Annotated in this window: 11 protein-coding genes; 8 read left to right on the plus strand and 3 right to left on the minus strand. The window is 29.1% G+C overall.

Features of this window, described 5'->3' with window-relative positions:
* Positions 1-9 precede the first annotated feature (9 nt).
* From greA to nth, 8 genes are all read left to right on the plus strand, one after another.
* Complete coding sequence (gene greA / locus AANAER_RS04195) at positions 10-495, plus strand: transcription elongation factor GreA (protein WP_044415767.1); 486 nt, start codon at positions 10-12, stop codon at positions 493-495.
* Complete coding sequence (argC, locus tag AANAER_RS04200) at positions 495-1,499, plus strand: N-acetyl-gamma-glutamyl-phosphate reductase (protein WP_129082542.1); 1,005 nt, start codon at positions 495-497, stop codon at positions 1,497-1,499. Before greA ends, argC begins: the two co-directional genes overlap by 1 nt.
* Positions 1,489-2,184, plus strand: coding sequence for a UDP-2,3-diacylglucosamine diphosphatase (locus AANAER_RS04205; RefSeq protein ID WP_129082541.1), 696 nt, complete (start codon positions 1,489-1,491; stop codon positions 2,182-2,184). The genes argC and AANAER_RS04205 overlap by 11 nt, the downstream gene beginning before the upstream one ends.
* On the plus strand, positions 2,181-2,741 hold the full coding sequence (locus tag AANAER_RS04210; RefSeq protein ID WP_129082540.1) for a hypothetical protein: 561 nt from the start codon (positions 2,181-2,183) through the stop codon (positions 2,739-2,741). The genes AANAER_RS04205 and AANAER_RS04210 overlap by 4 nt, the downstream gene beginning before the upstream one ends.
* An 85-nt stretch (positions 2,742-2,826) precedes the next feature.
* Entirely contained in the window at positions 2,827-3,723 is an 897-nt protein-coding gene (gene ppk2 / locus AANAER_RS04215; protein WP_044415760.1) for a polyphosphate kinase 2, read from the plus strand.
* Between the two features lie 80 nt (positions 3,724-3,803).
* Positions 3,804-5,777 (plus strand): excinuclease ABC subunit UvrB, encoded by a 1,974-nt coding sequence (gene uvrB, locus AANAER_RS04220; protein ID WP_129082539.1) that lies wholly within the window; start codon positions 3,804-3,806, stop codon positions 5,775-5,777.
* Positions 5,778-5,902: 125 nt separating this feature from the next.
* Positions 5,903-7,453, plus strand: coding sequence for a methyl-accepting chemotaxis protein (locus tag AANAER_RS04225; protein ID WP_129082538.1), 1,551 nt, complete (start codon positions 5,903-5,905; stop codon positions 7,451-7,453).
* A 53-nt stretch (positions 7,454-7,506) separates the two neighbouring features.
* Complete coding sequence (nth, locus tag AANAER_RS04230; RefSeq protein WP_044415757.1) at positions 7,507-8,160, plus strand: endonuclease III; 654 nt, start codon at positions 7,507-7,509, stop codon at positions 8,158-8,160.
* Here the strand turns inward: nth and AANAER_RS04235 are convergent.
* From AANAER_RS04235 to AANAER_RS04245, 3 genes are read right to left on the minus strand one after another with little or no spacing between them, the layout of a single operon-like run.
* Positions 8,147-10,555 (minus strand): transporter substrate-binding domain-containing protein, encoded by a 2,409-nt coding sequence (locus AANAER_RS04235; protein ID WP_129082537.1) that lies wholly within the window; start codon positions 10,553-10,555, stop codon positions 8,147-8,149. The genes nth and AANAER_RS04235 overlap by 14 nt on opposite strands.
* Positions 10,556-10,573: 18 nt before the next feature.
* Positions 10,574-12,550, minus strand: a complete 1,977-nt coding sequence (locus AANAER_RS04240; RefSeq protein WP_170218429.1) for an EAL domain-containing protein — start codon at positions 12,548-12,550, stop codon at positions 10,574-10,576.
* Positions 12,540-14,108, minus strand: coding sequence for a sensor histidine kinase (locus tag AANAER_RS04245; protein WP_129082536.1), 1,569 nt, complete (start codon positions 14,106-14,108; stop codon positions 12,540-12,542). Before AANAER_RS04245 ends, AANAER_RS04240 begins: the two co-directional genes overlap by 11 nt.
* Positions 14,109-14,270: the final 162 nt, after the last annotated feature.

The raw sequence follows: 14,270 nt of genomic DNA on the forward strand, positions 1-14,270 counted from the left end.
AGGCTTTATATGGATAAAGAGCCAATGACACGTGTAGGGTATGAAAAGATTACGGAAGAATTGAATTTTCTGAAAAGTAAAGAGAGACCTGACACCGTAATTGCACTTGATGAAGCTAGACAGCTTGGAGATTTAAAAGAGAATGCAGAGTATCATGCGGCAAAAGATAAATTAGCACTAATTGATGCCCAAATTGCGGAACTAGGATCTATTATCTCTAAAGCTATCATCATCGATCCAGAAAGTTTGCCTCATGATAAAGTAAGCTTTGGTTCAACTGTTGAATTACTCGACGTTGATACGGAAGAGGAGTTTACTTATGCTATTGTAGGCGGTGTTGAATCAAATGCTGATAAAGGATTAATCTCTTTTAATTCTCCTTTGGCTAAACAGCTTTTAGGAAAAGAAGAGGGTGATGAAGTTACGACAACACTTCCGGGCGGACAAAAAACCTTTGAGCTTTTAAGTGTTTCTTATAAGGAGCTTGAATTATAATGAATGTTGCAATAATAGGCGCAAGCGGTTATACGGGCTTAGAATTAATAAAAATATTGATAAACCACCCGAAATTTGATATAACATATATTGCCAATTCAACAGGGAATGAAAATGTCCAAGACTTACATCCTTGTTTGAAAAATGTTTTAAATGTAGATGTTCAAAAAGCTGATGCAAAAGAGGTTAGTAAAGTTGCAGATTTAGCTTTTTTGGCTTTGCCTCATAAAACTTCAATGTTTTTTGCAAAAGAGCTTTTGGATTTGAACGTAAAAGTAGTAGATTTAAGTGCAGATTATAGACTTGAACTTGAAGCTTATGAAAAACATTATTGCCCCCATGAAGATAAAGAACATATAAACGGTGCTGTTTACGGTTTGCCTGAATATTATAAAGAGAGTATAAAAAATACAAATCTTGTGGCAAATCCGGGATGTTATCCTACTGCTTCACTTTTGGCATTGTTACCTTTTATTGATTATATTGAGAGTGGAAGCCAAATTTTTATAGATGCAAAATCGGGAGTTAGCGGAGCAGGTAAAAAACTTAGTGAAGCCTCACATTTTGCCAATCTAAATGAAAATATCCATGCTTACAACCCTTTTAAACACAGACATATGCCTGAAATTGAAGAGAAAGTAAAACTTTTAAAAGAAAAAGAGTTTCAAATCAATTTTGTACCTCATTTAATTCCCGTAACAAGAGGTATGTTAGTATCGGTGTTTGCTACGTTAAAAGAAGATATCGATGTTCAAAAAGTTTTGGAAGAGTCTTACAAGAACAGTAAGTTTATAAGAATCAGAGAAAATGTAGTTGATATAAAAAGTACGGCCGGAACAAACTTTTGTGATATTTTTGTTGCAAAAAACGGTAAAGCACTTTTTGTAAACTCATCGATTGATAATCTGTTAAGAGGTGCTTCTTCTCAAGCCGTCGTAAATGCAAATTTAATGTGCGGTTTTGAAGAAGATGAAGGGATTCCTAAAATTGCCTATGTACCTTAATATAAAAAGTGATTCTGTTTTTGTTGCAGATTCACATTATAATGAGAGAAAAGGGCAGTTTTTAATTTTTTTAAAAAAGTTAAAGAGTGAAGAGATTAAAACTTCACAGCTTTTTTTAATGGGAGATATGTTTGATTTTATTTCAGGTGAGAGCAGATATTTTATAAAAAGAAATCAAGAATTGATTGATATTATAAATGAGCTTTCAAAAAGAGTTGAAATCATATATTTAGAGGGAAACCACGATTATAATATGAAAGTGCTGTTTCCCGATGTTTTAGTTGTAAAAAGAGAAAATCAGCCTTTATGTGCAAAATATAAAGATAAAAGCGTTCAAATATCCCACGGAGATATTTTTACTCCTTGGCATTATGATTTATATTGCAAAATAATAAGAAATCATCCTTTATTGGTCTTTTTAAATATGATTGATTTTGGATATTTTATTTCAAAAAAAATATATTATACGCTTATAGAAAAAGATATTTGTTACAAAATGAAAAATTTTGAAGAGTTTGCACAAAGAAGATTGAAAAAATATAGTTCCGATATTGTAATTGAGGGGCATTTTCATCAAGGAAAAATTTTTCAAAAAAAAGAACGATTATATGTAAATATTCCATCTTTATGTTGTGAAAATAGATATTTTAGATTAAATGATAAATTTATTGGAGAGGATTTATGAATACAGCTTATATAGGTTATGCTTTAATAGTTATTGCAATTGTTTTCGCAATTATATCTTTAATACCAAAAAGTGAAAGAAAAAAAAGCAACAGCAGTAAAAAAAGCAAAGTTGAAGGAGACGATAGTTATGTTTCTATGCCTAATACCTATAATTTGCAATTGCCAAAACCAATAGAAAAGATGTCGACTTCGCAGATAAAAGAGATAGCCAGAAAGATATTTACTTCATATAAAGCTTTTGATTATAAAGATGCAAGTATGAAAAAACTTGAAGAGAAAGAGTGGCACACTTGGCAAGTCTCTATTTTATTGATGATTTTTAAAAAATCCGATGATTTTATAATTTATGATCAAGAAGATGTTTTTCATAAATTTTTTTTAAATGCTTCTGAAAATGATATAAAAAGTTTAATGAGAGATATAATTAGAAAATATGAAAAATATGTAGATACCTTCCAACTAAAAGACTCTTTATGCAAAGAGTATATATGGTCAAATAAAGAGATTTCCGTAATCTTTTATTTTCTGGCAAATTACAAAAAATATATTAACTAAAGTACCTTTTAAATTGTTAGATTTTAGTTTTATAACTAAAATGTAACATAAATATGGTATATTCCCACTTTTAGGAGATAAAATAATGAAAATAGATAAATTATATGACAGAGATATTGAAGATATTTTAGAATATGAAGATTTTGTAGAAGCATTAAAACAAAGTCCGTCTGAAGAATTTTTAAGAGAATTACATAGAAAATATCAATATAGATCTCAAGAAGAGGCTTTAAGAGTTCTACAAGTAGAGCTTATTAAATTGCAAGACCATTTAGAAAAACAGAATGAAAAAATGATAATTTTGGTTGAAGGAAGAGATGCTTCAGGGAAAGGCGGAGCAATTAGAAGAATTACAAGATATATGAATGAAAAACATTATAGAGTCGTTGCTCTTGGAAAACCTTCAGATGCTCAAATGGGTCAATGGTATTTCCAAAGATATGTAGAACAATTTCCAAAAGCAGGGGAGATAGTTATCTTTGACAGAAGCTGGTATAACAGATCAATGGTAGAACCCGTATTCGGTTTTTGTACAAATGAACAGTATGAAACTTTTATGAATACGGTTCAAGCTTTTGAAGAGGGTTTAATAGCTCACGGAATACATTTTTTGAAAATCTACTTTTCTGTTTCAAAAGAGGAGCAGGCAAGAAGATTTGAAGAGAGGGAAGAAAATCCTTTAAAACAGTGGAAATTAAGTGAAATAGATCTTCAAATGCAAGAGAGATGGGAAGAGTTTACGAAAAAGAAATATAGAATGATAAAAGAGACGAATACCGAAAAATCTCCTTGGACTGTAATCAAAAGCGATAATAAATTTGTAGCAAGATATAACGCTATAAAAACTATTTTAAATAAAGTTGATTATGAAAACAGAGATGAAAGAATAGATTTCTCATTAGATCCCAATATTGTAATCTCTGCTGAAACAGAGTTGAAAAATATGTATAACAGAGCCAAATTAAGAGAACTAAAGAGATAATTATTTATAACTCTCTTTAGTTTTATAATTAAGATATTATAAAAACATCAAGAAAGTTACAATTAGATATAATCTTAAACATGACAAAATTCAAAGTAAACAGCGAATACAAACCCGCAGGTGACCAACCAACTGCTATAAAAGCAATTAGCGACTCTATTCTAAAGGGAAATAAATATACCACTTTAGAAGGGGTTACAGGTTCGGGTAAAACTTATACTATGGCAAAAGTGATTGAAAAAACACAAATGCCTACACTTATTATGACTCACAATAAAACACTGGCAGCACAATTATACAGTGAGTTTAAACAGTTTTTCCCAAACAATCATGTTGAATATTTTATTTCGTATTATGATTATTATCAACCTGAAGCATATATCCCTAGAACTGACCTTTTTATTGAAAAAGATTCTTCTATAAACAGTGAACTTGAAAGACTAAGATTAAGTGCAACGGCATCTTTGCTTAGTTTTGAAGACGTAATTGTAATCGCCTCTGTTTCTGCAAACTACGGTTTAGGAAACCCAGAAGAGTATAAAGCTATGGTTCAAAGAATCGAAGTGGGGTTTGAATACTCTCAAAAGCAGTTTTTGCTTAAACTTGTGGAGATGGGATATAAAAGAAACGATGCTTTTTTCGACAGGGCGGATTTTAGAGTAAACGGCGACGTAATTGATATCTTCCCCGCATATTTTGAAGATGAGTATATAAGAGTTGAATTCTTCGGCGATGAGGTAGAATCTATTACTAAACATGAATATCTTACAAATGAAAAAATAAAAGAGTTAGACGAAGCTATTATCTATTCGGTGAATCCTTTTGTTGTTACAAGTGAAAACTTAGGACGTGCAGTAAAAGAGATTGAAGAGGAGTTAGATGAAAGACTTGAATTCTTTCAAAAAGAGGATAAACTTGTCGAATATCAAAGACTTAAACAAAGAGTAGAGTTTGACTTAGAGATGATTGAAGGTACAGGTATGTGTAAAGGGATTGAAAATTATGCAAGACATCTAACGGGACTTAAACCTGGAGAGACTCCGTACTCTTTAATGAACTATTTTCAACAAATGGGGAAAGATTTTCTTCTTATTGTTGATGAATCCCATGTCTCTTTGCCGCAGTTTAGAGGAATGTATGCAGCAGATAGAAGCAGAAAAGAGGTTTTAGTTGAGTATGGATTCAGACTTCCTAGTGCTCTTGATAACAGACCTTTAAAATTTGATGAATTTATAAAAAAAGCTCCCAATTATCTTTTTGTAAGTGCAACTCCCGCTGATTATGAACTTGAACACAGTTCAGTCGTGGCAAAACAGATTATCAGACCTACAGGATTACTTGATCCTAATATTGAAATTATGGATAGTGAATTTCAAGTTGAGAAACTGCATGATGAGATAAAAAAAGTTACAAAAAGAGGTGAAAGAGTTTTAGTTACCGTATTAACTAAAAAAATGGCAGAAGAGTTAACTGCTTATTATGCTGATTTGGGAATAAAAGTAAAATATATGCACTCTGATATTGATGCAATAGAGAGAAACCAAATAATAAGAGAGTTAAGACTAGGCGAGTTTGACGTGCTAGTTGGAATTAACCTTTTAAGAGAAGGTTTGGATATTCCTGAGACTTCGCTTGTCGCAATTTTGGATGCAGATAAAGAAGGTTTTTTAAGAAGCAGAACCTCTCTTGTTCAAACAATGGGAAGAGCAGCAAGAAACCAAAACGGTAAGGTAATACTTTTTGCAAAAAGAGTAACCGATTCTATGCAGTATGCAATTGATTTAACTAAAAAAAGAAGGGAAATTCAAGAAGCCTTTAACAAAGAGCATGGAATAACTCCTAAAACAACCAAAAGAGCCCTTGATGAGAATCTTAAACTTGAAGAGTATGATGATACTGCTTGGAAAAGAGAAAAGATGAATAAAATGCCTGCGGCTGAAAGAAAGAAAATCTTAATAGAGCTGAATAAAGCTATGACAAAAGCGGCAAAAGAGTTAAATTTTGAAGAAGCTATCAGACTAAGAGATAAAATAGAAAAGATAAAAAAAGCATAATTTTTAAAATCTGATTTTTGATAATAAAAATAAAAAATTTAAATTAAAAATGGTACAATAGTGGTATATTAATAGCATAAAAATAATGTTTTATATTAAATATTATTTTTGTCTAAGGCGGTAAAATGGCACTATTTTCATTCTCTAAAACAGAAGAGGAGAAGGCTCAATTAAGTTCTATAGATGAACACTTTGCAGTAATCTCTTTTACTCCCCATGGAACAATAATCAAAGCAAATAAAAACTTTCTTGATCTTTTAGGATACTCTTTAGAAGAGGTTGTCGGAAAACATCATCGAATATTTTGTGATAAGGAGTATGTAAATACTCAAAGGTATAAAGATTTTTGGGATAAACTAGCAAAAGGCGAAGCCCAAATTTCAGAATTTAAAAGAATAAAAAAAGACGGTACTCCTATTTTTATTCAGGCTTCTTATACTCCTGTTAAACATAGTAACGGAAAAGTTTTCAAAGTTATTAAATTTGCACAAGATATAACTAAGAAAAAGTTGGAAAACTTATATTATAAAGGACAACTTGAAGCAATAAGCAAATCTCAGGCAGTAATTGAGTTTGATATGAGCGGCAAAGTTATTACTGCAAATAAAAATTTTTTAGATGCTTTTGAATACAATTTAGATGAAATTGTAGGCAAAAATCATAGTATGTTTTGTGAAGAGTCATATAAAAACTCAGATAAATATAAAGAGTTTTGGGAAAAATTAAATAGAACAGAGTATGATGCAGGAGAGTACTTACGAATCGGCAAAAACGGTAAAAAAGTTTGGATACAAGCAACATATAATCCTATAATCGGTATTGAAAACAAACCTACTAGAGTCGTAAAATACGCAACTGATATAAGCGATAAAAAGAATAAAATGTTTGAAATTGAAAAAAATATTCAACAATTATCAGACTCTTTAAAACATTTGTCAAATGCTTCTGAATCAATGTCCAATGATGCAAAAAAGACAATGAACGGTTCAAAAGAGGTATCAGAGTCAATAGGGCAAATAAATCTTGCAGTCTCTAATGTATCTGAAAAGATTGAATCAATGCTCTCTTCAATCACAAGTATAGCAGCAGCTTCGGCTCAAGGTGAAAAAGTTGCAAAAGAGGCAAGAGAACAATCTCAAACAACTACTTCTGCTATGCTGAAACTTGATGAAGAGTCCGAAAAAATAGGTGAAACAATTAATATAATTACTCAGATTGCTTTTCAGACAAATATACTTTCACTAAATGCAGCTGTTGAAGCAGCAACGGCAGGAGAGGCAGGTAAAGGTTTTGCAGTAGTTGCCCAAGAAGTTAGAAATCTTGCAGCAAGATCGGATGAAGCAGCAAAAGAGATTACAAAGGCTGTAGAACTTATCCAGTCTTTGATAAAAAACTCTTTGACCTCTATTCACAGTATTGACAGTACAATTAAAGAGATTACGGATATGTCTACAGATATATCAACTTCAATTATGCAGCAGCAGACAATATCAAATGAGTTGTCAAGTACGGCTCTTGAAGCAAGTCAAGGAGTAAATGAAGTAACAAATACAATGATAAATGTATCTAAAAGTGCCCAAAATACAAAGGCTGAATCAGAAGAAACGCAAAATGCTTCGGAAGAGTTGATAAGAGTTTCATCTAAATTAATCTCCATATTAAAGAGACTTAATTAGAACTCTTTGCTACAATACGTTCTTATTTGAGTTTGAGATAAAGGAATATTATATTGCCAAGAGTAAAAAAAGCTACTAAAGAGGATATTCAAGTAATAAAAGAGGCATTTTTAGAAAATTTCAATGATGCTGTTACGGAGTTAAATTATAGAAATGATTATGAGTTGTTAATTGCAATTATTTTATCTGCTCAATGTACGGATAAAAGAGTAAATATTATAACACCTGCACTGTTTGAAAAATATCCTTCTGCTTTTGACTTAGCCGATGCTTCTTTGGAAGATGTAAAGCAGTTACTTAAAAGCTGCTCATTTTTCAATAATAAATCAAAAAATATTATAAAAATGGCACAAAGCGTAGTTTCGGAATATGAAGGAAAAATTCCTCACAGCCACAAAGAGCTTATTAAACTTGCAGGAGTAGGTAATAAAACGGCAAATGTTTTTATGATAGAAAGCGAAGGTGCAAATGTAATGGCTGTGGATACTCACGTTTTTAGAGTCTCACACAGACTTGGACTTAGTGATAAAAAAACAGTAGAGCAGACAGAAGCTGAATTGGTAAAAAAATTAAAAGATGATTTACATATTTTTCATCAGGCAATGGTTCTTTTTGGAAGATATACCTGTAAAGCTTTAAATCCCGAATGTGATAAATGTTTGTTCCCCCATGTATGTAAAACAAAAAAATCTTTTAAACCTCAGTAGAATCAAAATTGATTGTTATTGAGGTAAGTAGTCCCTCTTTTGTATTTTCTAATTTGATTGTTCCTTTTATATAATCTTCAATAATCACTTTTGTCATATATAATCCTAAGCCTGTTCCGTTTTTATTAAGTTTTGTAGAAAAGTAGGGATCAAATACTTTGTCAAATATCTCTTTTTTTATTCCTCCTGCATTATCTTCAATATTAAGAAAAAATTGATTTTTTGTTTTTTGGGTAGTTATTTTTATCCATTTGTCTTTTTTTGAACATTGTTCAAAGGCATCTTTTGAATTATTCAAAATATTCAAAACTGCCTGACCTAGTTCATTTTTATAACCGTAAACATAAGTCGTGTTTTTACAATCAATTTCCAAATTAACATTAATATTTTTTATGGGTTTTATTAAAGAGACGCTTTTTTTTATAATATCGCATAATTCAAACTCCTCTTTTTTTCTTCTTGGCTGGAAAAAATCTTTAAAATCGTCAATAGTCTGAGACATATATTTTATCTGTTTTAGTACATCTGTATTAAATTTTTCCATTACTTCATTATTTAGTTTATCTTTTTTGTATTTCAATACGACAGTTTGAATCATAGTAGAAACATTATTCAAAGGCTGTCTCCATTGATGTGCAATCATTGAAATCATTTCACCCATTTGGGCAAGTCTTGATTGATGAAACATTATTGCCTGTTGAGCTTTGTTTTTATAAACTTGGTTTTCTACTTTTTGTTCAAGAGTTTTATTTAACTCTTCCAACTCTTTTTCTATTTTTTTTCTTCTTATTATCTCTTTTTTTAGTTTTTGATTCCAATAAAGCACAATAAGAAGTATTAAAACAGAGATAAAAATACTTTTCCAAAACAGACTGTAATCTATAATCGTTTCCTGTTTTATACTTATCCATTTTTTATATATTTTATTCTCTTCTTCTTGGGTAATTGAATCAAGAGCTTTTTGCAGTATTGGTATAAACTCTTTTAAATCCTTATTTACTCCAAAAGCTAAATTTAAACGAAAAGGTGTTTCCCCTGAAATCTTCAGATTTGTTATTCCGTTTTTTTGGCTTAAATAATCAACCCGTGCAATATTTCCTATATATGCGTCAACTTTTTCCATTGATACGGCTTTTAATGCCAAAAGTGAATTATCATAAACTTTTAAATTAAGATAAGGGAATCTTGCTTTGATAAGTTCATAAGAAAAATAGTTTTTTTCAATAGCAATTGTTTTATTTTTTAAACCTTTCATTCCGTCTATAAAAGCAGTTTTATTTGAAGTTATTATCATCATAGGATGAGAAATATAAGGTTTAGTAAAATAGAAACTTTCTTTTGTTTTTTTTGTGGGAACAACTGCTGTTAACAAATCCAGCTTTTTATCTTCTGCCATTTTAAGTATTTTATTCCAAGGTTTATTTGGTGATTGAATAAAAGTTATACCCAGGCGTTTTTCAATCAGCTTTATATAATCAGCAGAAATACCTTCATAAATATTTTTATCGTTAATATCTTCAAAAGGGAAAAAAGCTCTGCTTGAAGCTAATTTTATTGTTTTATGATTTTTAAGCCATTTTTTTTCATCTTTATTAAGTACAAGTTGATTTTTCTCTTTTACATTAGGCAGAATATTCCATTTAGAGGCAATAAGATTTATTTTTTCTTCGGTTAAGTTATTAATTGCTTTATCAAGAATTGATTTTAAAGGTTTATCTTGGGGATTAATTCCCATATAAATTTTATAATCCATTTTAGAGATAAAAGCTATAGTTAAATCTGCAATTAAATATTTATTTATCAAATATTGGTAAGTGATATATCCGACCATTGCATCGGCTTCATTTGAGATAACTTTTTCCATCTGTTTTAAAGGTGAGTTTACTACGATTATTTGCGTATTTTCTATTTTTTCTAAATACTCTTTAATTGCCCTTTGTTCTTTTAAAATTACGATTTTTTTATTTTTAAGGTCTTGGACATCTTTTATCTGCGCTTTTTTTTCTCTTTTTGTATATATTACAAAAGGAGTGGACATATAAGGTTTAGTGTAGAGATACTCTTTTTGATTTTGTTTTATATTAAAAATTGCACAGTGTCCGTAAAAACCTTTGCTTTTCGCTTTTTTATGATAATCCGTAATTTTTACGGGACTTAACTCTATTTTTTGACCGATCTCTTGGCTTAAATAGCTAAAAATATCGGGAAAAATTCCAATTAACTTGCCGTTTTTATCAAGCATACTTAAAGGAGGTTGATTTTTAGGCACGGGAAATTTTATATGGGGATTATCTTTTAACCACTGTTTCTCTTCTTTTGTTAAATCTATTGTTTGACAAAAGAGGTTTAAATTTAAAACTATTACTAAAAAAAAAGATTTAAACCAAAAGCTCAAAATCTCTCCTTGCTTTTTTTATAACTCTTTTGGTTTCCCAAAATAGTAACCTTGTGAATAATCAACACCTATTTCATTTAAAATATTGAAAATTGCTTCATTTTCAACATACTCTGCAACAGTTTTTATTTTTTGTCGTTTTGCAAACAGAACAACTGTCTCTACAATATTTTTGCTATATAAATCATTTTCTATATTTTTGATTAATGAACCGTCGATTTTTAAAATATCAGGTTCAAACTTTAAAAGTCTTTCAAAGTTTGAATAGCCTGAACCGAAATCATCGATTGCTATTTTTACCCCTTTTGATTTTACCTCTTTTATAAAATCTTCAATCAGACTAAAATCTTTGATATTTTCATCTTCAAGAAGTTCAAATACAATTCTGGCTGCATCTTTGATATTTTCATCAAGCAGATTAAATATTTTTTCTCTAATCTGCTCTTTTTCAATATCTATTGCAGAGATATTTATTGAGAGTTCGGTTTTGATTTTTTGAAGAATTTTAAAAGAGTTTTCTAAAACTCTTTCCGTAATTTTATTGTAATAATTAGCCTTCTTTGAGATATCTATAAATGAAAAAGGTGAAATTATATCTCCTCTTTCATCAATTAATCTAACAAGAGATTCATACTTCTCAACCTCTTTTGTTTTATTATTGATTATAGGTTGGAAGTATGAGACGATATTGTAGTTTTCAAGTGCTATTTTTACTGTTCTTATCATCTCTAAATTGTGTTTGTTTTCTTCATTTAATGCTATTGAAAAGTCATTTGAGAAATTTAATTTTGTTTTTTTCTTCACTGCTTTATCTAATCCTGCTTTTGCATCTTCATAAAGCATAAATTTCCCTATAGTATAACTTACGGTGATATTTAAATCAAACTCCATTTCATCTAGTTTCAGTGTAGAGTTTTTTACTCTTTGAACAAACTCATTTAAATACTCTTGTATATTTAAGTTAGTTTTATCAAAACTCTTATAATTGGTTAAAAGTCCGAATCTTCCGTCACCCAAAGAGTAAATATTTTCAAACCTGTAACTTTTTGGAAGGTAATATGCAAGATTAAAAGAGAAATCTTTTTCTATTTGATCAATAGTAATAGAGTTATAAAACTTATCAAGCATTTCAAACTCGTCAATTTGTACTAAAACCAATATTGAGAGGTCATTTTGTTTTATTTTATCTAGTATATATTTTTTGTCGTCTAAAATAGCATTTAAACTATCTCTTACTGCAATATACTCGACTATCTCTCCTTCAAAGTTTTTAATAGGAGTTATCATTGTTTTTACATAATAGGATTTCCCGTCTTTTGCTCTGTTTTTTATCACTCCTTCCCAAGTCTGTTTTTTATCTTTTATTTTGTGCCACATCTCTTCATAAAGCTCTTTTGGATTCTCCGGATGCCTCATTATATTGTGTTTTTTACCTATAATCTCATCTTCTTTAAAACCGCAGATTTTGCAGAAACTGTCATTTACGTAAGTGATAATTCCTTCTGCATCCGTTTTTGAAATAATATTACTCTTTTCTACTAAATTAAGATATTGTTTAAGATAGTATTGGTAACTTTTGGAATCATATTCGAGTTTAAACTTTTCCGTAACTTTTTCAACTTCATTTAACAGCTGATTGTATTCAATGGGTTTTAAAACATAACCGTCGATATTTAATTTAATAGCTTCAAGAAGCATTTTATTTTCATTATTTTGAGAAAGTATAATAATATAAGTGTCTTTATTTAAATTTTTTATCTCTTCTATTAATTCCAAACCGTTTAATTTTGGCATTAAAATATCTGTAATAACTAAGTTTATTTCATTTTCTTTAAACTTTTTTAATGCCTCTTTACCGTCTTTTGCCGTAATTATTGAGCTAAATATCTCTTTTAAGAATTCAAGAGTATTTTCTCTTGATACTTCATCATCTTCTACATATAATACGTTTATTTTTTTTGAGTATTCTACGATTTTTTTTATTCTATCTATCACTAAAAAGCCTTATTTCAAATTTTGCACCGACTTTTGTATTTGAAGGAACAATTACTCCGTTTAGGTGTTTTTCTATAATTGTTTTTGCCATAAAAAGTCCTATTCCTGTACCTGATTTAATATCTTTTGTAGAAAAATACGGAGTAAAGATTTTATCAATGATATCTTCTTGGATACCGCCGCCGTTATCTTCAAATATTATTATACATTTATTATTATCTATTTTCATAGTGATTTTTATGTACGCATTGTCAATCTTTTTTTCAGACAAAACATCTTTTGAATTTTGAAAAAGTATAAGAAAAGATTGTAAAAGTTCATTTGGATAACCTTTAATTATAAAGTCTTGAAAATTTGATTTTTCTATTCTTATATGTTTTTTTATATATGAAAATTCTATAAGTTCGATTGTCTTTTCTAATTCATCTTTTATATTAAAATCTATTTTTTCTTTTTTTATATTATAAAAGTTTCTAAAATCATCAATTGTGTGGGACATATATCTTATTTGTTTCATTGTATCGTCTTTGAATTTTTCCATTAAACCATCATTTAGTTTTTCATTTAGATATTTTATATTTACTGTTTGTACCATTGCAGCTATACTATTTAAAGGTTGTCTCCATTGATGGGCAATCACGCTTATCATTTCACCCATTACAGATTGACGTGATTGCAGAAAAATTGTCTCTTCCATCTTTTTTATTTTATCATTTCTGATTTTAAGTATAAAAAACAGAAGTAGAAGTAAAAGTAAAAGTATAATTAGACAAACCGTAAAAAAACTCTCTTTGGGATAACTCTCCCAAATTGGAACAGCTCTATTTATATAAATTGTATCTTCGGGGTTTAAATTCTCTTCTATTTTATACTTCTTTAGCATTTCATAATCGATAAAAGGATTATAAATAGGTTTGATTTTTTTAAAATATCCGTTTTTTATATAAAACAATAAATTTTGCAAACTATTTTGAGCGATTACACTTCCGTCTCTCATATATCCTCCTATAGTTCCGCTTCCTAAATAAGAACTCCAGAAACTATATATAGGAACAGGTGAATCTTTTGCAATATCTTCTAAAAAATCTTTTGGTATAAAGTTTTTGCCTGTTTTATCTTTTAAATTTACAGTATAAAAAACGGCGCTGTTTTTAGGCAGTTTTGATATTTTTTGTTTTAATTTATTTAAAGTAAAATCTTGAAGAATCGTTGTATTTAAGTTTGAATTTTCTAATTGTTTTAATAAGCTTTTTTCTATATTTAAAGCTATCATATTTTGAGTTTTTATCAAATAGATATTTTTTAATTTAGGATTATGTTTTTTTGCCAATTCTATGGATTTTTTTGCCAAATCATTATCAAAACCGTTATAAACAATAATATTCTTTTTTCTTTTTATATATGTATTTGATATATAAATTTTGGGAATATTGGAATAAAGAGTCTCTGAAAAGTTTTCAAAGATAACTGAAGCAAAAGAGGATTCAATTATTATTCCGTCAAATTCTAGATTTTTATATTTGTTTTTTAGATACTCTTCCCAAATTTTAGAATTCATTTGATCTTTTAAACGCAGATAATCAATACTTTCCAAAAAAAGTTCTACACTCTGTTTTGTACTGTTTTTGAAGTTGTTTATTCCTTTTAAAAACTGATTTGTCCAAGGTAATGTTTCATGAAAACTTTGAAAAACAAGTATTTTATAAACTTTTTAATCTGC

The sequence above is a fragment of the Halarcobacter anaerophilus genome (genome assembly GCF_006459125.1).
In the GTDB taxonomy this organism is placed as follows: Bacteria; Campylobacterota; Campylobacteria; order Campylobacterales; family Arcobacteraceae; genus Halarcobacter; species Halarcobacter anaerophilus.

What these genes read in the sequence shown, in the direction of transcription:
- greA (WP_044415767.1), top strand. Translation starts at nt 10, where the DNA reads ATGGATAAAGAGCCAATGACACGTGTAGGGTATGAAAAGATTACGGAA.
- argC (WP_129082542.1), top strand. Translation starts at nt 495, where the DNA reads ATGAATGTTGCAATAATAGGCGCAAGCGGTTATACGGGCTTAGAATTA.
- AANAER_RS04205 (WP_129082541.1), top strand. Translation starts at nt 1,489, where the DNA reads ATGTACCTTAATATAAAAAGTGATTCTGTTTTTGTTGCAGATTCACAT.
- AANAER_RS04210 (WP_129082540.1), top strand. Translation starts at nt 2,181, where the DNA reads ATGAATACAGCTTATATAGGTTATGCTTTAATAGTTATTGCAATTGTT.
- ppk2 (WP_044415760.1), top strand. Translation starts at nt 2,827, where the DNA reads ATGAAAATAGATAAATTATATGACAGAGATATTGAAGATATTTTAGAA.
- uvrB (WP_129082539.1), top strand. Translation starts at nt 3,804, where the DNA reads ATGACAAAATTCAAAGTAAACAGCGAATACAAACCCGCAGGTGACCAA.
- AANAER_RS04225 (WP_129082538.1), top strand. Translation starts at nt 5,903, where the DNA reads ATGGCACTATTTTCATTCTCTAAAACAGAAGAGGAGAAGGCTCAATTA.
- AANAER_RS04245 (WP_129082536.1), bottom strand. Translation starts at nt 14,108, where the DNA reads ATGAATTCTAAAATTTGGGAAGAGTATCTAAAAAACAAATATAAAAAT.